21 protein-coding genes are annotated in these 23892 nt (G+C 70.1%); 11 read left to right on the plus strand and 10 right to left on the minus strand.

What is annotated here, in order from left to right:
* The first annotated feature begins 52 nt into the window (after nucleotides 1-52).
* Complete coding sequence (locus tag ACOYR3_RS02070; protein ID WP_422844866.1) at nucleotides 53-865, plus strand: siderophore-interacting protein; 813 nt, start codon at nucleotides 53-55, stop codon at nucleotides 863-865.
* Here the strand turns inward: ACOYR3_RS02070 and ACOYR3_RS02075 are convergent.
* Nucleotides 849-1736, minus strand: coding sequence for a LysR family transcriptional regulator ArgP (locus ACOYR3_RS02075; RefSeq protein ID WP_422844867.1), 888 nt, complete (start codon nucleotides 1734-1736; stop codon nucleotides 849-851). The genes ACOYR3_RS02070 and ACOYR3_RS02075 overlap by 17 nt on opposite strands.
* Nucleotides 1737-1813: 77 nt before the next feature.
* On the opposite strand from ACOYR3_RS02075, the gene ACOYR3_RS02080 reads away from it, so the two are divergent.
* Both ACOYR3_RS02080 and ACOYR3_RS02085 read left to right on the plus strand, forming a co-directional pair.
* Nucleotides 1814-2422 (plus strand): LysE/ArgO family amino acid transporter, encoded by a 609-nt coding sequence (locus ACOYR3_RS02080; RefSeq protein ID WP_422844868.1) that lies wholly within the window; start codon nucleotides 1814-1816, stop codon nucleotides 2420-2422.
* An 85-nt stretch (nucleotides 2423-2507) separates the two neighbouring features.
* Complete coding sequence (locus ACOYR3_RS02085) at nucleotides 2508-4088, plus strand: ABC transporter substrate-binding protein (RefSeq protein ID WP_422844869.1); 1581 nt, start codon at nucleotides 2508-2510, stop codon at nucleotides 4086-4088.
* A 209-nt stretch (nucleotides 4089-4297) separates the two neighbouring features.
* On the opposite strand, the gene ACOYR3_RS02090 is transcribed toward ACOYR3_RS02085, so the two are convergent.
* From ACOYR3_RS02090 to hpaI, 3 genes are all read right to left on the minus strand, one after another.
* Nucleotides 4298-4933 carry a glutathione S-transferase family protein gene (locus tag ACOYR3_RS02090; protein ID WP_422844870.1) on the minus strand — a complete coding sequence of 212 codons (636 nt, stop codon included), beginning with the start codon at nucleotides 4931-4933 and terminating at the stop codon, nucleotides 4298-4300.
* 73 nt (nucleotides 4934-5006) lie between these two features.
* Nucleotides 5007-5984: a 2-dehydropantoate 2-reductase gene (locus ACOYR3_RS02095; protein WP_422844871.1), complete on the minus strand. Its 978-nt coding sequence runs from the start codon at nucleotides 5982-5984 to the stop codon at nucleotides 5007-5009.
* A gap of 64 nt (nucleotides 5985-6048) precedes the next feature.
* The gene (gene hpaI, locus ACOYR3_RS02100) at nucleotides 6049-6882 is read right to left on the minus strand and encodes a 4-hydroxy-2-oxoheptanedioate aldolase (RefSeq protein ID WP_422844872.1); all 834 of its coding nucleotides are present in this window, start codon (nucleotides 6880-6882) and stop codon (nucleotides 6049-6051) included.
* Between the two features lie 120 nt (nucleotides 6883-7002).
* Here hpaI and radA point away from each other — a divergent pair, with 120 nt between their 5' ends.
* Nucleotides 7003-8379: a DNA repair protein RadA gene (radA, locus tag ACOYR3_RS02105; protein WP_422844873.1), complete on the plus strand. Its 1377-nt coding sequence runs from the start codon at nucleotides 7003-7005 to the stop codon at nucleotides 8377-8379.
* A 45-nt stretch (nucleotides 8380-8424) separates the two neighbouring features.
* On the opposite strand, the gene ACOYR3_RS02110 is transcribed toward radA, so the two are convergent.
* Nucleotides 8425-10173 carry a methyl-accepting chemotaxis protein gene (locus ACOYR3_RS02110; RefSeq protein WP_422844874.1) on the minus strand — a complete coding sequence of 583 codons (1749 nt, stop codon included), beginning with the start codon at nucleotides 10171-10173 and terminating at the stop codon, nucleotides 8425-8427.
* A gap of 256 nt (nucleotides 10174-10429) precedes the next feature.
* On the opposite strand from ACOYR3_RS02110, the gene ACOYR3_RS02115 reads away from it, so the two are divergent.
* From ACOYR3_RS02115 to ACOYR3_RS02140, 6 genes are all read left to right on the plus strand, one after another.
* A complete protein-coding gene (locus ACOYR3_RS02115; RefSeq protein ID WP_422844875.1) occupies nucleotides 10430-10849 on the plus strand; it encodes a glycerate kinase in 420 nt (139 codons plus the stop codon).
* 113 nt (nucleotides 10850-10962) lie between these two features.
* Nucleotides 10963-11901 (plus strand): branched-chain amino acid transaminase, encoded by a 939-nt coding sequence (locus ACOYR3_RS02120; RefSeq protein WP_422844876.1) that lies wholly within the window; start codon nucleotides 10963-10965, stop codon nucleotides 11899-11901.
* 165 nt (nucleotides 11902-12066) lie between these two features.
* Nucleotides 12067-12273, plus strand: coding sequence for a zinc-finger domain-containing protein (locus ACOYR3_RS02125; RefSeq protein ID WP_056057299.1), 207 nt, complete (start codon nucleotides 12067-12069; stop codon nucleotides 12271-12273).
* A gap of 23 nt (nucleotides 12274-12296) precedes the next feature.
* Nucleotides 12297-13115 carry a glycosyltransferase family 2 protein gene (locus ACOYR3_RS02130; protein WP_422844877.1) on the plus strand — a complete coding sequence of 273 codons (819 nt, stop codon included), beginning with the start codon at nucleotides 12297-12299 and terminating at the stop codon, nucleotides 13113-13115.
* A complete protein-coding gene (locus ACOYR3_RS02135) occupies nucleotides 13112-14359 on the plus strand; it encodes an O-antigen ligase family protein (protein WP_422844878.1) in 1248 nt (415 codons plus the stop codon). The genes ACOYR3_RS02130 and ACOYR3_RS02135 overlap by 4 nt, the downstream gene beginning before the upstream one ends.
* 188 nt (nucleotides 14360-14547) lie before the next feature.
* Nucleotides 14548-15522, plus strand: a complete 975-nt coding sequence (locus ACOYR3_RS02140) for a glycosyltransferase (protein ID WP_422844879.1) — start codon at nucleotides 14548-14550, stop codon at nucleotides 15520-15522.
* 401 nt (nucleotides 15523-15923) lie between these two features.
* Here the strand turns inward: ACOYR3_RS02140 and ACOYR3_RS02145 are convergent, their stop codons facing one another.
* Both ACOYR3_RS02145 and ACOYR3_RS02150 read right to left on the minus strand, forming a co-directional pair.
* The gene (locus ACOYR3_RS02145) at nucleotides 15924-17045 is read right to left on the minus strand and encodes an NAD(P)H-dependent flavin oxidoreductase (RefSeq protein ID WP_422844880.1); all 1122 of its coding nucleotides are present in this window, start codon (nucleotides 17043-17045) and stop codon (nucleotides 15924-15926) included.
* Between the two features lie 52 nt (nucleotides 17046-17097).
* Nucleotides 17098-17970 carry a LysR substrate-binding domain-containing protein gene (locus ACOYR3_RS02150; protein WP_422844881.1) on the minus strand — a complete coding sequence of 291 codons (873 nt, stop codon included), beginning with the start codon at nucleotides 17968-17970 and terminating at the stop codon, nucleotides 17098-17100.
* Between the two features lie 183 nt (nucleotides 17971-18153).
* On the opposite strand from ACOYR3_RS02150, the gene ACOYR3_RS02155 reads away from it, so the two are divergent.
* Nucleotides 18154-19356 carry a YbfB/YjiJ family MFS transporter gene (locus ACOYR3_RS02155; RefSeq protein WP_422846512.1) on the plus strand — a complete coding sequence of 401 codons (1203 nt, stop codon included), beginning with the start codon at nucleotides 18154-18156 and terminating at the stop codon, nucleotides 19354-19356.
* A gap of 817 nt (nucleotides 19357-20173) precedes the next feature.
* Here the strand turns inward: ACOYR3_RS02155 and ACOYR3_RS02160 are convergent.
* The 3 genes from ACOYR3_RS02160 to ACOYR3_RS02170 form a co-directional block, all read right to left on the minus strand.
* Nucleotides 20174-21427, minus strand: coding sequence for a HAMP domain-containing sensor histidine kinase (locus ACOYR3_RS02160; RefSeq protein ID WP_422844882.1), 1254 nt, complete (start codon nucleotides 21425-21427; stop codon nucleotides 20174-20176).
* A gap of 65 nt (nucleotides 21428-21492) precedes the next feature.
* Nucleotides 21493-22215 (minus strand): response regulator, encoded by a 723-nt coding sequence (locus tag ACOYR3_RS02165; RefSeq protein ID WP_422844883.1) that lies wholly within the window; start codon nucleotides 22213-22215, stop codon nucleotides 21493-21495.
* A gap of 157 nt (nucleotides 22216-22372) precedes the next feature.
* A complete protein-coding gene (locus ACOYR3_RS02170) occupies nucleotides 22373-23761 on the minus strand; it encodes an AmpG family muropeptide MFS transporter (protein WP_422844884.1) in 1389 nt (462 codons plus the stop codon).
* Nucleotides 23762-23892: the final 131 nt, after the last annotated feature.

Raw genomic sequence — 23892 nt, forward strand, 5'->3', positions numbered from 1 at the left:
AAAGTCAACTGAATGGTGGATGATTTGGTTGATTAAATCAACATTGTACGCCATGAACGCACCTCTGCCCCTGGCCGCCACGGCCCCCTCCCTCGCCATTGAGCGCATTCGCCACCCCTTGCAGGCCCGCCACCTTCAGGTGGTGCGCCGCACCCAGGTCAGCCCCGGCTTTGTGCGGCTGACCTTGGCCGGCCCCGAGCTCGCGGGGTTTGTGAGCGCCGGGTTTGACGACCACCTCAAGCTCATCCTTCCATCGCCCGGGCAGGACCGCCCCACCTTGCCCACGCTGCAGGACGGCCGCCCCGTGTTCGACGGCCCGCGCCCCACGCTGCGCGACTACACCCCCGCGCGCTTTGATGCCGCCGCAGGCGAGCTGGACATCGAGGTGGCCCTGCACGACGCCGGCCCCGCCACCGACTGGGCCGCCAGCGCATCCGTGGGCCAGTGGGTGGGCATTGCCGGGCCGCGCGGCAGCATGGTGGTGCCCACGGGCTTTGACTGGCACTGGCTGCTGGGCGACGAAACCGCGCTGCCCGCCATCGCCCGCCGCCTGGCCGAACTGCCCGCCAGCGCGGTGGCCACCGTGCGCATCCGGCTGAGCAACCCGGCCGACCAGCGGGTGTTGGCGAGTGCGGCGCAGGTGGATCTGCAATGGATGAGCGCGCTGCCTGCCGCCGTCGAAGCCCTGGCGCTGCCGCCCGGCGCGGGCTTTGTCTGGGCCGCTGGCGAACACAGCGACATGGCCGCCGTGCGCCGCGCCGTGCTGGCCAAGCCGGGCGTGGACCCGAAACGCATGCGCATCTCCGCCTACTGGAAGCGCGGGGCGGCGGCCCACCACGAGGACCTGGTCAGCGCAGCAGGGTAAGCGCCGCCGCCCGCTGTACCGCCTGGGTGACGTGCTGCAGCGCCTGCACATTCAAGCGCCAGCACTGCCAGTACAGCGGCACATCCACCGGCTTGTTTGCAATCAGCTCGACCAGGGCACCGGTTGTCAGGTCGTCCTCCACCAGCGGGTCGGGCGTCATGCCCCAGCCCAGGCTGGCGCGCGTGGCTTTGACGAAGGCGTGCGCCTCGGGCAGCCAGTGCACGGGTGGCGCCAGCTTGCGGCGCGTGATGCGGCCCACAAAACGTGCCTGCAGCGCATCCTTGCGGTTGAACACCAGCATGGGCGCCTGCGCCAGCGTGGTCGCGTTCACCCCTTGGGCAAAGTGGCGCTCCATGAACGCAGGACTGGCGAGCGCGCGGTAGCGCAAGGTGCCCAGCGGCAGCACCTGGCAGCCCTGCACGGGCTGGGGGTCGGCCGTCACGGCAGCCATCACGCGGCCCTCGCGCAGCAGGTTGGCCGAGTGGTCCTGGTCTTCCACATGGATGTCGAAGGTGATGGCCTGCCCCTCGGCCGCCTGCGCCATGGCGTGGGGGAACCAGGTGGCCAGCGAATCGGCATTCACCCCGATCGCCAGCCGCGTGGCGCTGCGCTGCCCGCCGCCGATGGCGGCCAGCGCGTCGGCCTCGCTCAGCGCCACCTCGCGCGCATGGCGGTACAGCGCCTGGCCGGCCTCGGTGGGCGTGCAGGGCGTGGCGCGGCGCACCAGCACCTGGCCCACGCGCTCCTCCAGCAGCTTGATGCGCTGGGAGACCGCCGATCGCGTGACATGCAGCACGGCCGCCGCGCGCTCGAAGCTGCCCTCGTCGATCACCGTGGCAAAGGCCTTGAGCTGGGCGGAGTCGAGTTGCATGGAGGGTTAGCGATTCTGACGGATCGTTAAAAAGTATAGCTGGCGTCAACGATGGCCCCTGGCGAGAATCGGCGCCCATGGTCTCCACTGCCTTCGTTCACGGCTTCACCTCCACCGCCATGCTCATCATGGCCATCGGCGCGCAAAACGCCTTCGTGCTGCGCCAGGGCCTGCGGCGCGAGCATGTGCTGCCCGTGGTGCTGGTGTGCGCGCTGTCGGACGCGGTGCTGCTGCAGGTGGGCGTGTGGGGCATGGGCGGCGTGCTGCTGGCCCGGCCTGAATGGGCGCAGGCCATGCGCTGGGCGGGGGCGCTGTTTCTGCTGGCCTATGCCGCGCAGACCGCCGCGCGCGCCTTGCGCCCCGGCCAGCTGGTGGTGGCTGCGGGCGGCCCCGGCGCCAGCCTGCGCGCCACGCTGGCCACCGTGGGGGCGCTCACCTGGCTCAACCCGCACGTCTACCTGGACACCGTGGTGCTCCTGGGCACCATGGCCACCCCGTACCCGCCGTGGGGGCGTGCGCTGTTCGCCGCGGGCGGCTCCGTGGCGAGCGCGCTGTGGTTCCTGGGGCTGGGGCTGGGGGCGCGCTGGCTGGCGCCGCTGTTTGCCGCGCCGCGGGCCTGGCGCGTGCTGGACGCGGTGACGGCCGCCACCATGCTGGTGCTGGCGGGCGCGATGGCTCTAAGTTAACAACAAAAAATTCGTTCCGCCGGGCGGCGGTTTGGGCGATAGTGGCGCCATTCAGAACTTGGCCTGCCGGCCGCCCGTTGCTCCCATGCGTATCCAACCCCTCCTGCTCGCGGCCGCCGTGGCGGCTGCACTGCCCCTGGCCGCCCAGTCCGCCACCTTCCGCTGGTCCCGCTCGGTGGACATTTCCACGTGGGACATCCACACCCAGAACGTGGGCGTGAACAACACCATGCACGGCGCGGTGTACGACACGCTGGTCGAGTACAACAGCAAGACCTTCAAGCCCGAACCATCGCTGGCCACCGAGTGGAAGTTCATCAAGCCCACGCAGCTGCGCCTGACCTTGCGCCGCGGCGTGAAGTTCAGCGACGGCAGCGAGTTCACGGCCGACGACGCCAAGTTCTCGCTGGAGCGCGCCAAGGCCAAGACCTCCAACTTTGCCGTCTACACCCAGGGCATCGACCGTGTGGAGAAGGTGGACGCCTACACCCTCGACATCCACTCCGACCTGCCCAACCCCGTGCTGGTGAACCAGCTCACCGAGCTGCGCATCATGAGCAAGGCTTGGGCCGAAAAGAACAAGTCGGTGGAGCCCAAGGACATCAAGAACAAGGACGAGACGTACGCCCACCGCAACGCGCTGGGCACGGGCCCGTTCCAGCTCAAGCAGTGGTCCCCCGACCAGCGCGTGGTGCTGGTGCCCAACCCGCACTGGTGGGGCAAGGGCAAGTACCCCACCAACCTGACCGAGATCGTTTACACCCCCATCAAGGCCGATGCCACGCGCACGGCGGCGCTGCTGTCGGGCGAGATCGATTTCGTGATCGACCCCAGCCTGCAGGACCTGGCGCGCATCAAGCAGACGCCCAGCCTGCAGGTGCTGGAAGGGCCCGAGTACCGCACCATCTTCCTCGGCCTGGACCAGTTCCGCGACGAGCTGCCCGGCTCGGACGTGAAGGGCAAGAACCCGCTGAAGGACCTGCGCGTGCGCAAGGCGCTGTACCAGGCCATCGACATCCAGTCCATCCAGCGCGTGGTGCTGCGTGGCCTGGCCCAGCCCACGGGCACGCTGATCGCCAACCAGGTCAACGGCTGGACCAAGAAGGCCGATGTGCGCTGGCCCTACGACCCCAAGGCCGCGCAGAAGCTGCTGGCCGATGCGGGCTACCCCAACGGGTTCGAGGTGGACTTTGCCTGCAGCGCGGGCCGCTACATCAACGACGAGCAGCTGTGCCAGGCCATCACCTCGCACTGGGCCAAGGTGGGCGTGAAGGCCAAGCTGCGCTCGCTGCCGTTTGCCACCTACTTCCCGATGATCCAGCGCAACGAGGCCAGCATCTACCTGCTGGGCTGGGGCGTGCCGACGTTCGATGCGTTCTACAGCCTGCAGTCGCTGGTGCGCTCGCCCGGTGCGGGGGGCGATGGCAACTTCAACCTGGGCCGCTTCTCCGACCCGCAGATGGACGCGCTGATCGAGCGCGTGAAGAAGGAAACGGATGCCCCCACGCGCAATGCCTTGATCGAGCAGGCGCTGATCAAGGAGCATGAGCTGGTGTCGCACATCCCGCTGTACAACCAGGTGATTCCGTGGGCGGGGACGAAGAAGGTGGAGATCATCCACCGGGCGGACAACCGCATCGACTGGCGCTATTTGAAGGTGAATTGACTGTGGCGGGCGGCGCTTCAGCGACCGTCTGGCCCGGGTGTTTCATCCACTCCATCCGTTCGGGCTGAGCTTGTCGAAGCCCCGCGCGGCGCTTCGACAAGCTCAGCGTGAACGGGTGGTGAGTCGGCAAGGGCTGCCCACCGACCCAAGAAGAAAAGCCCCGCACAGCCGCTGCGGGGCTTTTGATTTGCGGGTAGCGCTGGCGGGCTTCAGGCCAGTGCGCGCTGCACGGCAGGGCGCTGCAGCATGCGCTGCGTGTGCGCGAACACTTTCGGGAACTGGGCAATGTCCACGCCGTCGCTTTTCAGCCAGGTGCCGATGGTGAACAGGTAGCCGTCGGCCACCGTGTACTGCGCGCCCATCACCCAGGGGCCCTGGTCCGCTGGCGGCAGGTAGTGGGTTTCGATGAGGTGGAAGCACTCCGTCATGTTCTGCGGCACCTTGCGCTGCATCGCCGCCTGGGCCTCGGGCTCGTCGGCCCAGCGGCTGGCACGGGGGCGGTGGGCATGGGCGATGTGCGCGGTGGACGCGAGGTAGCTGTGGAATTCCTGCAGGCGCGCAAAGCCGTGGGCGTCGGCGGGCGCTAGGCGCGCTTCGGGAAAGCTCTGCGCCACGTAGGCCAGCAGCGCGGGCGTTTCGGTCAGGGTGCCGTGCGGCGTGGCCAGCGCGGGCACGCGGCCCTTGGGGTTCACCGCCAGGTACTCGGGCGTGCGCTGCTGGCCGGCGGCGAAGTCCACGCGGACCAGTTCGTAGGAGGCGCCGGCTTCTTCCAGCGCGATGCGCACGGCCTGCGCGCAGGTGCCGGGGGTGTAGTAGAGCGTGAGGGCGGGCGTGGGCGTGGTCATGAGAGTTTGCTATGTAATTAATAGCTGTTAGCGCTTTCTGGATAAGCGCTGCAGGCCATTTTGCTTGAAATTTTCAGTACAGGCCCCGGGTGCGCGCCATCAGCCGCGTGAGGCCCAGCAGCGCGTCGGTGTGGGGCGTAGGCGTGCCGGTGATCTGGCCCAGCTCGCGCACGGCGCCCACGAGGGCGTCGATCTCCATCGGCTTGTTCGCCTCCACGTCCTGCAGCATCGAGGTCTTGAACGCGCCCAGCTTGCGGGTGACGGCGTGGCGGTCTTCGGGCTGCTGGTCGATGGGCAGGCCCAGTTTTTCGCCGATGGCCTTGGCTTCAAGCATCACCGCGCTCACGAAGCCGCGCACCAGGTCGTCGTCCAGGATGCGGTCGGTGGTGGCGCCGGTGAGGGCGCTGATGGGGTTCATGGTGAGGTTGCCCCACAGCTTGAACCAGATGTCCTTCTGGATGCAGTCGCTCACCTCCACGTCGATGCCGCCGCGCTGCAGCGTGTCCGCCAGCGACTGCAGGCGGGCGCTGTGGCTGCCGTCCGGCTCGCCCACGATGAGCCGGTTGCCGAAGTGCTGCCGCACAAAGCCCGGCGCCTCCAGCGAGCAGCTGGTGTGCACCACGCTGCCCACCACCTGGCCGGCGGGGATGGCGCGGGCGATGACGCCGCCCGCGTCCACGGATTCCAGCGCATGCCCCTCGGCCGCGCCGCCAAAGCCGTCCAGGAACCACCACGGCACGCCGTTCATGGCCGTGAGCACGGTGGTGTGCGGGCCGACCAGCGGCGCCAGGGCGCGGGCCACCTCGGGCAGCCCCGGCGCCTTGACGGCCAGCACCACCAGGTCTTGCACGCCCAGCGCGGCGGGGTCGGCTGCGGCGGCCACCGCCACCTGGGCCACCGAGCCATCCGGGCGCCGCAGGCGCAGGCCGTCGGCCTGCAGGGCCGCCAGCGTGGCGCCGCGCGCCACCAGGCTCAGCGCGCAGCCGGCCTGCGCCAGGGCCATGCCCATCCAGCCGCCGATGGCGCCTGCGCCGTAGATACATGCTTTCATGGAGATCGTTCCTTGGTGGACTTGCGTGTGTGTTGGGGGGGGCGGGGGCCTCGGAGGCCGGGGCTCAGTACCCGGCGGGGCGCGCGGGAGCGGCGGCGTCCGCCGCGGTGCGGTAGCGCGCCAGCAGGTCCTGCGCAGCGCCGGCCAGCAGCTGGGTGTCCACGCCCACGGCCACGAACAGCGCGCCCGCCGCCAGCCACTGGCGCGCCTGCGATTCGGTGGTGGCCAGGATGCCCGGCGCCTTGCCCGCGCGCAGGATGCGTGCAATGCCGTCATGAATGGCCGCCTGCACGTCGGGGTGCCCCGGGTTGCCCGGGTGCCCCATCGAGGCCGAGAGGTCGGCCGGCCCGATGAACACGCCGTCCACGCCGGGCGTGGCCGCAATCGCGTCCAGATGGGCCAGGGCTTCCACGGTCTCGGCCTGCACCAGCAGGCAGATCTGGGCGTTGGCCTCGTGCACGTATTCGGAGTAGGCCTGCCAGCGCGACGAGCGGGCCAGGGCGCTGCCCATGCCGCGCACGCCCTCGGGCGGGTAGCGTGTGGCGCGCACCAGCTGCTGCGCCTGGGCGGGGGTGTCCACCATGGGCACCAGCAGGGTCTGCACGCCCAGGTCCAGCACCTGCTTGATCAGCGCCGTGTCGCCCACAGGGACCCGCACGATGGGCTGGGGCGCGCGGGCGTGCGGCGGCAGGGCGCTGGCCGCGCTGGCAATGGCCTGCAGCTGGTGCAGCATCGAGCGCAGGTCGTTGGGCGCATGTTCGCCATCGACCAGCAGCCAGTCGTAGCCCGTGCCGGCCAGGATCTCGGCGCTGTAGGCGTCGGCCAGGCCCAGCCACAGGCCGATCTGCGCCGGGCCCTGGGCCAGGGCCTGCTTGAAGCGGTTGGTAGGGGTTTGCAAGGGAAAACGTCTCCGGGATGTCGTGCCAGGCCCGCCATCGTACGTGCAGTTGCCGGCGGCCGCTGGCGCGGCCGCTATAGTCGGCTGCCCTGACCGCGCACTGCTGGACCGAGACCCGCCATGGCCAAAGAGAAAACCACGTTCACCTGCACCGAATGCGGAGGCACCAGCCCCCGCTGGCTGGGCAAATGCCCGTCCTGCGGCGCCTGGAACACCCTGGTGGAGACCGTGGCCGAAAGCGCGGGCAAGAACCGCATGAGCACCCCGCAGTTTGCGGGCCTGGCGCAGGCGCAGCCCGTGATGCCGCTGTCCGCCATCGAGGCCAGCGACGTGGCGCGCACGCCCAGCGGCATTGGCGAGCTGGACCGCGTGCTGGGCGGCGGCATCGTCGAAGGCGGCGTGGTGCTCATCGGCGGCGACCCCGGCATCGGCAAGTCCACGCTGCTGCTGCAGGCGCTGGATGCGCTGCAGCGCGCCGGGCTGCCCACGCTGTACGTCACGGGCGAGGAAAGCGGCGCCCAGGTGGCGCTGCGATCGCGCCGGCTGGGGCTGGACCACAGCCAGGTCAGCGTGCTGGCCGAGATCCAGCTGGAGAAGATCCTGGCCACCGTGGAGGCCACGCAGCCCGCGGTGGCGGTGATCGACTCCATCCAGACCGTGTATTCCGACCAGCTCACCTCCGCCCCCGGCTCGGTGGCGCAGGTGCGCGAGTGCGCGGCCCACCTCACGCGCGCGGCCAAGGCCACGGGCGTGTCCATGGTGCTGGTGGGCCACGTGACCAAGGAGGGCGCGCTGGCCGGCCCGCGCGTGCTGGAGCACATGGTGGACACGGTGCTGTATTTCGAGGGCGACACGCACAGCCAGTTCCGCCTGGTGCGCGCTATCAAGAACCGCTTTGGCGCCGTCAACGAGATCGGCGTGTTCGCCATGACCGAGAAGGGCCTCAAGGGCGTGAGCAACCCGAGCGCCATCTTTCTGAGCCAGCACAGCGAGCCCGTGCCCGGCAGCTGCGTGATGGTGACGCTGGAAGGCACGCGGCCCATGCTGGTGGAGATCCAGGCGCTGGTGGACAGTGCCGGCCCCAGCCCCCGGCGCCTGTCGGTGGGCCTGGACCGCGACCGCCTGGCCATGCTGCTGGCGGTGCTGCACCGCCATGCGGGCGTGGCCTGCATGGACCAGGACGTGTTCGTGAATGCGGTCGGCGGCGTGCGCATCAGCGAGCCCGCGGCCGACCTGGCCGTGATGCTGGCCATCACCTCCAGCCTGCGCGGCAAGCCCTTGCCCCGGGGCTTCATCGCGTTTGGCGAAGTGGGCCTGGCCGGCGAGGTGCGCCCCGCGCCCCGCGGCCAGGAGCGGCTGAAGGAGGCCGCCAAGCTGGGCTTCACCGTGGCCGTGGTGCCCAAGGCCAACGCGCCCAAGAAGCCCATTGAAGGCCTCACCCTCCACGCCGTGGAGCGGGTGGAAGAGGCGATGGCCGTGGTGCGGGAGATGGGCTGAGAACGTCGACACGTTCTGAGGACCGCCCCAGTCCCGCGCAGGGCGTCAGAAAGATTCCCAGTCGTCGTCGGAGCCTTTGGCGGCCTTCGGTGTGGGGGCCGGTGCGGTGGCGGCCGGGGCCTGCAGCTTGCGTGCGGCGGCGGCCGCCGGGGCTGCACTCCCCACCCGGGCCGGTGGTGCGGCGGGCGCCCGCGCGGGCGCGGCCGGTGCCGGACGGGGCGCGACGGCTGCTGCGGGGCTGGCCGGCGTGTGCCCCACGTTGAATACCGACACCACCTCCGCCAGGCGCTGGGCCTGGTCGCGCAGCGAGGCGGCGGCGGCGGCCGATTCTTCCACCAGCGCGGCGTTCTGCTGGGTCATCTGGTCCAGGTTGCCCATGGCCTGGTTCACCTGGCCGATGCCCTCGCGCTGCTCGGTGGAGGAGGCGGTGATTTCGCCGATCAGGTCCGACACGCGGCGCACGCTGGCGACGATCTCTTCCATGGAGCGGCCGGCTTGCGCCACCTGGCCCGAGCCGGTTTCTACCGTCTCCACGGAGGCATTGATCAGGTGCTTGATTTCCTTGGCCGCCTCGGCGCTGCGTCCGGCCAGGCTGCGTACCTCGCCGGCCACCACGGCAAAGCCGCGGCCCTGCTCGCCGGCGCGGGCGGCTTCCACGGCGGCGTTCAGCGCCAGGATGTTGGTCTGGAAGGCAATGCCGTCGATCACGCCGATGATGTCGGCGATCTTGCGCGAGCTGTCGGTGATGTGCTGCATGCTCTGCACCACTTGCGACACCACGTCGCCGCCGTGGGTGGCGGCCTGCGCGGCCGTGGTGGCCAGCTGGTTGGCCTGGCGCGCCGTGTCGGCGGACTGGGTGACCGTGGCTGTCAGCTCTTCCATGCTGGCGGCGGTCTGCTGCAGGTTGGCGGCGGTCTGCTCGGTACGGGCCGACAGGTCGTGGTTGCCCGTGGCAATCTCCACCGAGGCCGTGGACATGGACTCCACGCCGCTGCGCACCTCGGCCACCAGGGCGCGCAGGCGCCCCGCCATCTGCGATACGGAGCGCAGCAGGTGGCCGAACTCGTCCTGGCGCTCCTCGCGCACCGACACCGTGAGGTCGCCACCGGCGATGGCGTCCGACAGCTGCACCGCGCGGTGCAGCGGCCGCGTGATGGAGCGCACCAGCACGAAGGACAGGACCAGGCCCAGCGCGAACACGATGCCCTGGACCGCCCAGGCCAGCGCCGTCGCCCGGGTGCGCGCGGCCTGCGCCTCCACGCGGGCGGCGTCGCGCTGGCTCTGCTGCAGCTGCACGAAGGCTTCCAGGCTGTCCACATAGCTGCCGATGGCTGGCAGGTACTTCGTTTCGATGAACGCCTTGAACGCTGGGCCGTCGCTCGTCTGCTTGGCCTCGCGCGCCTGCTTGTTGAGGGCCAGCACCTGCGTGCGCTCGCTGGCCACGCGTTCCAGGGCCTTCTTGTCGGCCGGCGTCGTGGCCAGCTCGATCACCTTGGCCTGGAGCGCCGAGATGCCGGTGATGCCCTGCTTGACGCGGCCGTCAAACAAGGCGGTCAGTTCCGCGTCGGGGGTCGAGTTGCTGGCCAGCACGCGCTCGCCCGTGGTCTCGATGGCCCCCTTCCACTGCAGGGCCAGGGTGATGCGCTGGTCGAACGAATCCATCGATGCCAGGGTGCTGTCCATCACCTGCGCGGCCTGGTGCTGGGCCCACACCGACACCAGCAGCATGGCTCCCAGCAGCCCCACGATAGAACCCCACAGCTTGGGCGCCAGCCGCACGTTGTCCAGTTTCATTCACGATTCTCCAGAAGGTCGAGGCAGCATTCTTGGATGCTTCGGCGCCTGCCGTAAACCCTTCCCGCGCCCCAGCGAGAATGTGTCCCAATGTTTTTTCATTAATGTAGTACTTACACAACGAAACAGTTTCTGCGGGGCGGTTGCTTGCATGGGCATGAGCCCATGCGGCGCTCCCGGAGCATCCCCTCCATCCCGATGGCACTCCAATGCGATCCCCGAAAAGATCTTGAACAGGTTCTAAGACAATACCGGCATGAATTTGCGCAACCTCCTCGTGCCGCTGGGCGCCATCGGCTTGATCGTCTTCGGTTTTTTCGCTTACGGCTGGGCCGGCGTGGCGGCGGTGGCTGGCGGCCTGGTGATGTGGGCCCTGCTGCACTTCACCCGGCTCATGAAGGTGATGGACAAGGCCGCCAAGCGGCCCATCGGCTACGTGGGCAGCGCCGTCATGCTGAATGCGCGGCTGAGCCCGGGCGTGAACCTGATGCACGTGGTGGCGATGACCCAGTCGCTGGGCGAGCAGCTTTCGGCCCAGGACGCGCAGCCGGAGGTCTACCGCTGGACGGACGGCACGCAATCCCATGTCACCTGTGAATTTCACCAGGGCAAGCTGGTGAAGTGGGCGCTGGTGCGGCCCGAGCCCGACGAAGCCACCCCGCCCCAGGGCGCGTGAGGCCCCGCGCCGGACCTGCGCGTTTGCTGCACTGCACCTGACGCCGCCGCCCGGCAGCCCGCTGCGGCCCCGTAAAATCCCGGTTTTGCGATCACAGCAACCAAAGGATTCCCATGAGCCCCGTAGTACCCTCGATGGCCGACCGTGACGGCAAGATCTGGATGGACGGCCAGATGGTCGATTGGCGCGACGCCAAGATCCACGTGCTGACCCACACCCTGCACTACGGCTGCGGCGCCTTCGAAGGCGTGCGCGCCTACAACACGGCCCAGGGCACGGCCATCTTCCGCCTGGAAGAGCACACCGACCGCCTCTTCAACAGCGCCAAGATCCTGCGCATGAAGATCCCGTTCACCAAGGAAGAAGTGAACGAGGCGCAGAAGGCCGTGGTGCGCGAGAACAAGCTGGAGTCGTGCTACCTGCGGCCCCTGACCTGGATCGGCTCGCAAAAGCTGGGCGTGTCCCCCAAGGGCAACCAGATCCACCTGATGGTGGCCGCCTGGGCCTGGGGCGCCTACCTGGGCGAAGAGGGCATGAAGCGCGGCATCCGCGTGAAGACCAGCAGCTACACGCGCCACCACGTCAACATCACCATGACGCAGGCCAAGGCGGTGAGCAACTACACCAACTCCATCCTGGCCAACATGGAAGCCACGGACGAGGGCTACGATGAAGCCCTGCTGCTGGACAGCTCGGGCTTCGTGTCCGAGGGCGCGGGCGAAAACATCTTCGTCGTCAAGAACGGCGTGATCTACACGCCCGACCTGTCGGCCGGCGCGCTCAACGGCATCACCCGCAACACGGTGTTCCACATCGCCAAGGACCTGGGCCTGGAGATCGTGCAAAAGCGCATCACGCGCGACGAGGTGTACATCGCCGACGAGGCCTTTTTCACCGGCACGGCCGCCGAAGTGACGCCCATCCGCGAGCTGGACCGCATCGAGATCGGCGCAGGCAGCCGCGGCCCCATCACCGAGAAGATCCAGAACGCCTTCTTCGACATCGTGAACGGCCGCAATCCGAAGTACGCCCACTGGCTGACCAAGGTGTGACCCACCCCCTGAGCCGCTGCGCGGCTTCCCCCTTTGCTCGGCTGCGCCGGGAAGGGGGACGACGGCGGTGGCCGGGCGAAGCCCGTTCCACGGCGCCTTCTGGCCGTGGGGCGCTGCCAGTTTCCAACATTGCCTGCGCGGGATGCGCCAAGGAGAAAGATACCGATGTCACAAGCTACCGTTGAACTGCTGGCCAAGGACCTGAACGCCCAGGGCGGCGTCTTCTGCCCCAGCCCCAAGGCCGACATGAAGCTGTGGAACAGCCACCCCAAGGTGTACCTGGACGTGGCCCGCACCGGCGAGGCCAAGTGCCCTTATTGCGGCACCGTCTATCGGCTCAAGGCCGGCGAACACGTCCACGCCGGTCATTGACCGACTGACGGATTGATTGGTTGATGCCGGTTGTGACTGGCGGCGCAGTGGCGCCGCCCACGTTGACCGTTGCGGTGCTGACCCATAACGAGGCGCACCGCATTGAAGCCTGCCTGAAGAGCGCCGCCTTTGCTGACCAGTTGCTGGTGGTGGACAGCGGCAGCACGGACGACACCGTGGCCCTGGCCCGCGCCCTGGGGGCCGAGGTGCACAGCCACCCGGACTGGCAGGGCTTTGCCGTGCAGCGCAACCGGCTGCTGGCCCATGCGCGCGGCGACTACATCTTCTTCCTGGACGCTGACGAAGTGATGACACCGGCGTTTGCGCAGGAGCTGCAGGCCATCGTGCGCTCGGGAGAGCGGGCAGTCTGGAAGATCCGCTGGCGCATGGTGGCATTCGGGCACGAGCTCACGTATTTCCGCTCGCAGTCGCAGATCGAGCGGCTGTTCGTGCGCAGCATGGTCCGCGAGTACACGGGCGTGGTGCACGAGCAGGCCCAGCTGCACCCGCAGCCCGGTGGCGAGCCCGTGGCGCGCCGGCTGATCCGGGCGCGGCTGCTGCACTATTCGCGCACCACCGTCCGCGGCAGCCTGGAAAAGCTCACGCAATACGTGATGCTGGGCGCCGCCAAGCGTGCCGAAAAAGGCCAGCGCGGCGGCGTGCTGCGCGGGCTGGCCTCGGGCACCTCGATGTTCGTGCGGCTGTACATCTTCCGCCTGGGTTTCCTGTGCGGCGGCGCCGGCTTCCTGTACTGTCTGTTTGTGGCGCTGGAGGGCTTCTTCCGCTATGCGGCGCTGCACTACGACCAGGACAGCCTCACCGGCCGGGTGATCCGCGGATGAAGGCCTACCGCTGGTTCGGGCGCTGCGCCAGCGCCGGTGCTTTCATGGTGCCGGGCCTGGCGCTGTGGCTGCCCTCGGGCTATTCGTATGGCGCGGCGCTGCTGCTGCTGGCCGCGCTGGCCAGCGCGCCGGTGTGGTGGCGGCGGCCCGCGCCGCGGGCGGCGTGGTGGCTCATGGCGGCGTTCTCGTGCATGGGCGCGCTGTGGCTGCTGGACGTGGGGGCCACCTGGGGCTGGGGCAGTATGGACCGCCCGGCCAAGTACCTGCTGGCGCTGCCCTGCATCTTCTACCTGATGACCTTCGAGCCCCGCGCCTCCTGGCTGTGGATGGGGGTTGCGGTGGGCGCTGTGGGCAGCGGGCTGGTGGCGCTGTACCAGACCTTCGTCCTGGCCCTGCCGCGCGCCAACGGGTTCACCAATGCCATCCAGTACGGCAACCTGAGCATGCTGCTGGCCGTGATGAGCGGGTTGCTGCTGGTGGTCCAGTGGACCCGCTGGGTGCTATGGCAACGGCTGCTGCTGGCGGCGGCCATCGTGCTGGGCGCGGTGGGCTCGGTGCTTTCGCAGTCGCGTGGCGGCTGGCTGGCGCTGGTGCTGCTGGTGCCCGTCTGCGCCTGGCTGCTGGTGCGCACCACCGGGCAGCGGCGGGTGTACTGGAGCCTGTGCGTGCTGGCGGTGGCGGCAGCCGCCCTGTCGCAGGTGCCCTTTGTGGAACAGCGGGTGGACGAAGCGCGGCTCGAGGTACAGACCTACCAGGAGCGCGGCGACAGCCGCACTTCGGTGGGCCAGCGGCTGGCCCACTGGCACCTGGCCTGGCAGATGGGCTGGGACCGGCCGCTCACCGGCTGGGGCCGTGCGGGGTACGAGGCCGAGAAGGCGCGCCGGGTGGCGGCGGGGCTCGCCAACCCGGTGGTGCTTGAATTCGGCCACGCCCACAACGAGGCGCTGGACCTGTTCGCCAAGCGCGGGCTCCCCGGCGTGCTGCTGCTACTGGTGTTCTACGGCATTCCGCTGGTGATGTTCTGGCCCACGGCCGAGCGCATCCGCGACGGCGCGGGCAAGATGGACCGCGAGTCGCTGTCGCTGTGCCTCATGGGCGTGCTGCTGCCGCTGTCGTACATCGGCTTCGGCCTGACGCAGGTGTTCCTGGCCCACAACAGTGGCAACATGTTCTACCTGTTCATGTGCCCGCTGCTGCTGGCGGCGCTGCACGAGCGGCGGGCGCGCATCGGCTGCGGGAGGTAGATGGAACACCCCCCTGAGGCGCTTCGCGCCTTCCCCCCGCTCTCGCATGGCTGCGCCATGCGGGCAGGGGGACGCAGCCCTCGCTGCGGGGCGGCCCTTGCTCGGCTGCCTTGGTCTGGGCTGCGCCGGTATCCGTCGTTGCGGGCTATGCCCGGCGCCATGGGCTACTGAATCGAGAGGCATTCCTCATGCACATCCTGCTGGTCAACAACTCCCCTATCCCGGTCTACGGCTATGGTGGCACCGAGCGCGTCATCTGGGACCTGGGCAAGACGCTGGTGCAGCTGGGCCACCGCGTGAGCTACCTGGTGCCCGAGGGCTCCACCTGCGACTTCGGGCAGGTGCTGCCCATCCGGCCGGACGATCCCTGGGACGGGCAGATCCCGGCCGATGTGGACATCACCCACTTCCAGTTCAACCCGCGCACCGAGCTGGCCCGGCCGTACCTGGTGACGGAGCATGGCAATGCGCGCAAGCCCAAGCCGCTGCCGCGCAACACGGTGTTCCTCTCGCGCGACCACGCGGCGCGCTATGGCTCCACCGAGTTCGTCTACAACGGCCTGGACTGGAGCAGCTACGGCCCGGTGGACTTCCAGTCGCCGCGCTCGCATTACCACTTCCTGGGCAAGGCGGCCTGGGGCGTGAAGAACGTGCGCGGCGCCATCAAGGTGGCCAAGATGGCGGGCGTGGAGCTGGACGTGCTGGGCGGCGACCGCATCAACTTCAAGCGCGGCTTCCGCTGGACCTTGTCGCGCAAGATTCATTTCCACGGCATGGTGGGCGGCACGCAGAAGACGGGGCTGCTCAACGCCTCGCGCGGGCTGATCTTTCCGGTGCGCTGGCACGAGCCTTTTGGCCTGGCCGTCATCGAAAGCCTGTACTTCGGCTGCCCGGTGTTTGCCACGCCCTACGGCGCGCTGCCCGAGCTGGTGCCCCTGCACTGCGGCGTGCTGTCGGCCGAAGCCAGCGTGCTGGCCGAGGCGGTGCGCGGCAACCGCTTTGACGCCCGCGCCTGCCACCAGCATGTGGTGGAGCACTTTGGCGCCGAGCGCATGGCGCGCAACTACCTGCGCATGTACGAGCGCGTGCTGGCGGGCGAGCAGATCAATGCCCAGCCGCCGGTGATCCAGGGGCCGGCGCGGGAGCTGCCCTGGAGGCAGTGACGGCTCCCCCTGAGGCGCTGCGCGCCTCGGTGCGCTCGCCAGAGGCGACCGCTCTTCATGGCCGTCCAAACCTGCGCAGGCAGGCTTGGAGCCGCGGCATTCAGCCCCTCTCCTGCGGGAGGGGGACGCCACCGGTGGCCTGGCAAAGCCAGTTCCACGGTGGCCCTGGTGGTGGCCGCGCCGGTGTTGGAGGCCGCGCGCTGGTCGGGCGTGAATTCCGGGAGCGCCTCCGCGTTCATTCGATTTCCGGTTCCCTGGATTTCCGCCCACCCGTTCGGGCTGAGCTTGTCGAAGCCAGGGCGCTTTCCCTGCACCCAGGTGGCCTGGGAGCTAGAAATTTTGAATGAAAAAGGCCTGTAGCGCTTATCCATAAAGCGCTAAAAGCTACTAAATCAATAGCATTACCTTGTTTCCAGCAGCGCCGACTGCCTTGCCAGCGCCGCCCGCCATTCCGCTTCCAGCGCGGCCACCAGGTCCGCCGCCGGCATGGGGCGCACGGCTGCCACGCCCTGGCCGGCCCACAGGGAGAGGTGGTCTGCGCGCCCGGCTTCGGCGGATGCGCGGCGCAGCGCGCCGGTGAGGGCGTTCTGCACCGGGTAGGCGGGCACGGTGGCTTCATCGGCCTGCAGGCGGTCCATCATGGTGTTGACGATGCCGCGCGCCGGGCGGCCGGAGAAGACGCGGGTGGTGCGCGTGTCCGTGGCGGTGGCCGTGGCCAGCGCGTCGCGGTAGGCGCGGCCGATGCCCGATTCGTCGGCGGCCAGGAAGGCCGTGCCCATCTGCACCGCCTCGGCGCCCAGCGCCTGCGCGGCGGCAATGCCGCGCCCGTCCATGATGCCGCCCGCCGCGATCACCGGCAGGCCCCGCGGGGCGAGCGCGTCCACGCACTGCGCCACCAGCGGCAGCGTGCCCACCATGGCGGCGGCGAAGTCGGCCAGCGAAGGCGCGCCGGCCCCGGGCTGCGAGGCCAGGAAGGTGCCCCGGTGGCCGCCGGCCTCCATGCCGGAGGCAACCACAGCGTCCGCGCCCACGTCGGCCCAGGCCACGGCCTCCGCCACCGTCGTGGCCGTGCCGATCACGGTGCAGCCGGCCTGGTGCAGGCGCTCCACCTGCGCGGCGTCGAGGATGCCAAAGGTGAAGCTGGCCACGGCGGGGCGGGCCTCGATCAGCGCCTCGAACTGCGCGCTGAAATCCTCGCACCAGCGCGCGGGCACGGCGGCCTGCAGGCCGAACTCCGCGTACAGCGGGGCCAGGCGCGCCATGGCGGCCTGCACCGTGGCGGCGTCGGGCGCCGGCGTGTCCTGCACGAACAGGTTCAGGCCGAAGGGCCGGTCGGTGCGCCGGCGCACCTCGGCGGCCGCCTCGGCCATGGCGGCGGGAGAGCGCATGCCGCAGCCCAGCATGCCCAGGCCGCCCGCAGCCGACACGGCGGCCGCCAGCGCGGGCGTGTCGGAGCCGGTCATGGGGCCCTGGATGATGGGCAGGCGAAGGCCGAGGGTGGTGCGAAGGCTGCGTTGGGGCATGGGGGCGTTCCGATCAAGGCAAGGGCAAGAACAAGAAGAGCAAGGAGGGCGGTCAGCCGGCCAGGAGGACTTGCCGCAACGCGTCCAGCGCGGCCGAGCGGTAGCCCTGGCGCCAAATGAGCAGGGTGTCGAGGCGGGCCAGCGGCTGCTGGGCCAGCAGGGCGGCATGGGGCGAGAGCTGCAGCACGGAGCGCGGCACGATGCCCACGCTGCCGCCCCCCGCCACGCTGGCCAGGATGGCGTGGTAGGAGCCCAGCTCCAGGCACTGCATGGGCTGCGGGCGCGGCGCAAACCAGTCCTGCGCAACGCGCCGGTAGGTGCAGCCGGGCTCGAAGACGGCGAGCGTGCCCGGCTGCACGTCCTCTGGGCCGGCCGCAGGCGGGTGGCCGGGCGGCAGCACCAGCAGCAGCTCTTCGGTGAACACAGGCTGGGTCTCCAGCGCCGGATCGGCGGGCTGGCCCGGCGGCCAGGCCACCAGCACCGCGTCGAGCGCATGGGCGCGCAGCCGCTCCAGCAACTCGCGCGTGGGCCCGGTCGTAAGCTCCAGCGCCACCTCCGGCCACTGCCGGTGCAGCTGCGCCAGCGGGGCGGGCAGGCGGCTGGCGGCGGTGCTTTCCATCGAGCCCAGGCGCAGCCGCCCCGTGGGCTGGCCGGGCCGCACCGCCTGGCGCGCCTCCTCGGCCAGGGCCAGCAGCCGGTCGGCGTAGCCCCGCAGCACCTCGCCCTCGGGCGTCAGCGCCATGCGCTTGCCTTCGCGCAGGAACAGCGCCGTGCCCAGGTCGGCCTCCAGCTGGCGCACCCGCGTCGTCACGTTGGACTGCACACGCTGCAGGCGCTCGGCCGCGCGCGTCACGCTGCCTTCCGCCGCCACGGTGCGAAAGATGTCCAGCGTGGCCAGATCGAGCGGGGGAGGGGAATTATCCATCTTGAAAAAGTATGAACTTCAAAAATTCAATCTCTTGCTAAGATCATAAGCCCAGCGCATCTGCGCGGCAACTTGGCCTTGACCGTGACCCAGGTTTCTTCTGCATCGTCCCCCGCACCCGCAGCGCCGGTGCCCCCAGGCGCCCGCACCGGCGTTTCGCCCCTTTCCGTGGCGTGGGCCGGCATGGCCGCGCTGGCGGCGGCCATGGGCATCGGGCGCTTTGCCTTCACCCCCCTGCTGCCCATGATGCTGCACGACGGCGTGGTGGACATCGCCACCGGCAGCTGGCTGGCCACGGCCAACTACGCCGGCTACCTGGCCGGGGCGCTGCTCTACATGGCGCTGCCCTGGCTGGGCCGGCGTCTGGGCGCGGCCCCCGGCAATGCGGCCCTGGTGCGCGGTGGCCTGGTCGCCACGGCGCTGCTCACCGCCGCGCTGGCCCTGCCCTGGCCCGGGCTGTGGCCGCTGATGCGCTTGCTGGCCGGCGTGGCCAGCGCCCTGGTGTTCCTGGGCACGGCCAACTGGTGCATGGGGCGGCTGGGCCACCTGGGGCAGCCGGCGTTGGGCGGCTTGATCTTCTGCGGGCCGGGCCTGGGCATCGTCGCTACTGGCCTGCCCACCAGCGCCATGGTGGCCGCAGGCTGGAGCGCCGCAGCCGGCTGGGCGGCGTTTGCCGCGCTGGCCGCCCTGCTGTGCGCGCTGGTGTGGCCGGTGGTGCGCGGGGCCGAGGCGCCGTCGCTAGCGCCCCTGGGCGCCCGCCCGGCCGCCGCTGCCAGGGTGCCGGGCGGGCCCGCCGCGCCGCATCCGGCCGGAGAACGTGCCCTGCTGGCCCTGGCCTACGGCTTGGCAGGCCTGGGCTACATCGTCACCGCCACCTTCCTGCCCGTGATCGCCCGGGCCGCGCTGCCGGCCGGCTCGGTGTGGCCCGACCTGTTCTGGCCCGTGTTCGGCGCGGGCGTGGCCGTGGGCGCGCTGCTGTCCACCCGCATCGCACCCACGCGCGACCGCCGCAAGCTGCTGGCGGGCGCCTACCTGCTGCAGGCCGCGGCCATCGCCTTGCCGCTGCTGTGGCCCGGGCGCGCCGGCTTTGCGCTGGGCAGCCTGCTGCTGGGCCTGCCGTTCACCGCCATCACATTCTTCGCCCTGCAGGAGGCCCGCCACCAGTGGCCGCAGGCGGGCGCGGGCTTCACGGGCCTTCTCACCGCGCTGTACGGCATCGGCCAGATCGTGGGGCCGCCGATGGCGGCGGCGATGCTGGCGCGGGCGCCTTCGCAGGGGCAGGGGTTTGGGTGGGCGTTGGGGGTGGCGGGAGGGGCGTTGGTGCTGGGGGCGGGGGTGTATGTTTTCATGGCGTGGCGGTGGCGTCTTCCCAGACGGACGGGTTGAGCTGGTTGGAGCCAGGGGCAGGTACGTTCGTTCGCTGTTCTGAGCGGCATGCTTGTGCCGAGGGCGGGAGCCGGGATGCGCGCCCGGCGGCGCGGTGACTTTCTCTTGTTTCGCCAAGAGAAAGTCACCAAAGAGAAGGCGACCCCCAGGCTGCGTCCCTTCGCTTCGCTACAGGGCAAACCTGCGGCGTGTCGGTCGCGGGGTGCGCCGTGGAACTCGCTTTGCTGCTGCGCAGCGCCGCTCGGACAACCACGGCGAGTCAGTTCACGAGGCATGCGCGCTCCGACGCGCATGCTCACCCCGCAACCGCCCCGCCGCAGGCTCAGCCAGCAGGGGTGGGACAGCCGAACAGCCACACGGGCCATCGCTGCGCTCGGCCCCGCTTTCGCGGGCGCAAGCGCCATGCGCTGCGCGTTCGGGCCGAGCGCAGCGATGGCCCGGATGGGCTCCCCGGGTTCCCTTCAGGATGCGCCGAGGAGCGCAGTGGGCGGGGTGGCCTGTGTGCCGAAGGACACACAGGCTTCGTGAACTGACTCGCTGCGGTTGTCCGAGCGGCGCGCGCAGCGCAAAGCGAGTTCCGCAGCGCACCCCGCCCGCGAGCACCGCAGGTTGCCCGTAGCGAAGCGAAGGGACGCAGCCTGTAGGGTCGCCCTTTCTTTGGTTCCTTTCTTTCGGCGACGCGAAAGAAAGGGACTCGCCCGCCGGGGCGACATCCCGGCCTCCGCCCTCATCGAAGGCATGTTGCACAGATCAGAGAACGAGCCTGCGTGCCCTGGTTTCGACGGGCTCAGCCGAACGGACTGTCAGCCCCGCGCCCTCACTGCGACAACGGCAGCCGCAACACAAAGCACGCCCCACCCGCCCCATCCGGCCGGTCCTCGCAATGCACCGTCCCGTTGTGCCGCCCCGCAATCGAGCGCACCAGCGCCAGGCCCAGCCCCACGCCACCCGCGCGCTCGCTGGCACCCGGCAGGCGGTAGAAGGGCTCGAAGATGCGTTCGCGCTGGCTGGCGGGAACGCCCGGGCCGCGGTCGCACACGCGCACCTCGGCGTGGCCCTGGCGGCGCTCGACGGACAGCGTGATCTCGCCGGTGCTGTAGCGCCGGGCGTTTTCCAGCAGGTTGCGGATGGCGCGGCGCAGCAGCTTGGAGACGCCGCGCACATCCACCGAATCCGAACTCACGTCCAGGTCGGCGTCCACGCGTGCGCATTCCTCGGCGGCCAGGCCGATCAGGTCTACCAGCTCCACCGTGCCCACGTCGGCCTCGCGGGCGTCCAGGCGGCTGGCCAGCAGGATTTCGTCCACCAGCTGGTCCAGCTCGGCGATGTTGCGCAGGATCTCTTCGCGGAAGGCGGGCGAGGGCTGCTGCCCGCCCATCAGCTCCAGCCCCATGCGGATGCGGGTCAGCGGCGAGCGCAGCTCGTGCGAGGCGTTGGCCAGCAAGGACTTGTGCGACTTCACCAGTGCCTCGACCCGCGCCGCGGCCGCGTTGAACTGGCGCGCCAGGTCGGCCACCTCGTCATGGCCTTCGTCGGGCACGCGCACGGAGAGGTCGCCCTCGCCAAAGCGCTGCACGCTGCGCTGCAGGGCTTCGAGCCGCAGGGTGAGCCGGCGGATGATGGGGTACACGCCCACGGCCACGGCCAGGCCCACGATGCCCAGCAGCCACAGAAAGCCGAAGGGCGGACGTGTCCAGAACGCGGCGACGGCGCCCGGGTTGGGGCCTCCGGGGCCGCCGGGGCGTCCCGCGGCGCGTTCGCCCCGGGGCTGGCGCGGCGCCAGTTGCAGCACGAAGGTCTGCCCGGCGGAGGTCTCGATGTGGAACTCGGTGCCCTCGCCCGGTTCGCTCGGCTGGCGTGTGCCCAGGCCGTGCATCACCACGTTGCCGGCGGGATCGCGCAGCACCATTTCGCGCGAAGGGGGCACGAAGGGCTGGGCGTTCTGCGCCTTCTGCTCTTCGGCGATGCGCCAGGCCCAGCCCACCGTGAGGGTCAGCACCGCGATGCCGCCCACCACGGCCAGCCAGATGCGCAGGTACAGGCGGCGGGAAAAGGGGGTGGAGAGGGACATGCGGCGGCGGAAAAGGGACGAAGGAAGAAGCGGACGGCGCGGCAGCACGCCTGCGGGCGCGGGGCTCAGTCTTGCTGCTTGGCGAAGACGTAGCCCACGCCGCGCACGGTCAGGATGCGGCGCGGGTTCTTGGGGTCGGACTCGATGGCGGCGCGGATGCGGCCCATGTGCACGTCGATGCTGCGGTCGAAGGCTTCCAGCTCGCGGCCGCGCACGGCTTCCATGATCTGGTCGCGTGTGAGCACCCGGCCCGCGCGCTCGGCCAGCGCCACCAGCAGGTCGAACTGGTAGGAGGTGAGGTCGGCCGGCTGGCCGCCCACCGTCACGGTGCGCGCGTCGCGGTCGATCTCCAGCGAGCCAAAACGCAGCGACTGCGTGGCCGCGGCCGCGGTGGCGCCGTCGGTGCGCCGGCGCAGGATGGCGCGGATGCGCGCCAGCAGCTCGCGGGGCTCGAACGGCTTGGGCAGATAGTCGTCGGCACCCAGCTCCAGGCCGATGATGCGGTCCATGGGATCGCCCTTGGCCGTGAGCATCAGCACCGGCACCTGGGCCGCGCTGCCCTGCAGCGAACGGATGCGGCGGCACACTTCCAGCCCGTCCATGTCGGGCAGCATGAGGTCCAGGATCACCAGGTCGGGCAGCGGTGCGCCGGCCTCGCCCTGCAGCTGGGCCAGGCCGCTCTTGCCGTCCGCGCAATGGGTGACCTGCAGGCCCGACTGGCCCAGGTACTCGCCCACCATCTGCGCGAGGCGGGCATCGTCTTCGATCATCAGCAGTTGGGAGCTCATGGAGGGCAGTGTAGTGCGGGGAACCTGGCTCCCATGCTCCCGGCCAGGCGTCTCGCCGTGTTGTCGCCCCCGTAAAGTTCCGGTAAACCGGCGGCCGTGGTGGCGGCAGCTGTCGTGGATGATTGCTATGTTTTATATAGCTGCTTGCACTTGCCCATCAAGCCCTAGGGGATGTTTGGATGCGTGATGCCAGCCACACGAGCACCAGCACCGGCAGCCCCAGCAGCGCGGTGGACAGGAAGAAATGCGCGTAGCCGAAGGCGTTGACGTAGTCGCCCGAGAAGCCCGCGACGAACTTGGGCAGCAGCAGCATCATGGAGCTGAACAGCGCGTACTGCGTGGCCGAGTAGCTCACGTTGGTCAGGCTCGACAGGTAGGCGATGAACGCCGCCGACGCGATGCCCCCGGCCAGGTTGTCGGCCGACACCACGGCGATCAGTGCGGTCACGTCGTGCCCGTGGCCCGCGAGCCAGGCAAACAGCAGATTGCTGGCCGCGCTCAGGATGGCGCCCAGCATCAGGATGCGCATCACGCCAAAGCGCATGGACAGCGAGCCGCCCACGAACGCCCCGCCCAGCGTCATGATGACGCCGTAGACCTTGGTGACGGCGGCCACCTCGTCCTTGGTGAAGCCCATGTCCACATAGAACGGGTTGGCCATGATGCCCATCACCACGTCGCTGATGCGGTAGACGGCGATCAGCGCCAGGATCAGCGCCGCATGCCAGCCGTAGCGCCGCAGAAAGTCCGCAAACGGCTCCACCATCGCGCCACGGATCCACTCCGCGGCGTTCTTGGCGGGGGGCAGCAGCACGGGCGCGGGCTCGCGCGAGAACAGCACGGTGACGATGCCCACGGCCATCGACGCGGCCATGGCCAGGTAGGCGGTTTGCCAGGCGCCGTTCTGGTAAGCGGCCGCGCCCTGCGCCGCCAGCGCGCCCGCGGCGGGCGCCACTTCCGAGCGCGCCGCGATCCACAGCACGCCGGCACCGGCCCAGATCATGGCCAGGCGGTAGCCCGTCTGGTACGACGCCGCCAGCGCCGCCTGGTGGTTGGCGTCGGCCGATTCGATGCGGAAGGCGTCCAGCGCGATGTCCTGCGTGGCCGAGCCGAACGCCACGGCCAGCGCGCACCACACGATAGGCCCCAGCGTGAGCCGCGGGTCGGCCAGGGCCATGCCCACCAGCCCGGCCACCACCACCAGCTGCGCCAGCAGCAGCCAGCTGCGCCGCCGCCCCAGCAGGGGCGTGAGCCCGGGGATGGGCATGCGGTCCACCAGCGGCGCCCACACCCACTTGAAGCCATAGGCCAGGCCCACCCAGCTGAGGTAGCCGATGGTGCTGCGGTCGATGCCCGCCTCGCGCAGCCGGAAGCTCAGCGTGCCCAGCACCAGCAGCAGCGGCAGCCCCGCGGCAAAGCCCAGGGTGAGCATGCGCAGGCTGGCCGGTTCCAGGTATACGCGCAGGGTCTGCAGCCAGGAGGTGGGCGCGGCGGGGCTGGCGGGCGCGTCGGCGCGGGGGGAGGTGTTGGCGGAGGTGTCTGGCATGGGCGCCCGGAGGTTGTGTCTATCATCGCTGACCCCCTCTTGCAGCAGGCCTGCCGGCCTCCATGTGGGGCGAGAGTCCTGGTGCCGGGTGGGCTGCGGAAGGGCGCATGCCTGCCCGCGTCAGCGGCGCC

This window comes from Acidovorax sp. M2(2025) (genome assembly GCF_049330835.1).
Taxonomy (GTDB): Bacteria; Pseudomonadota; Gammaproteobacteria; order Burkholderiales; family Burkholderiaceae_C; genus Acidovorax.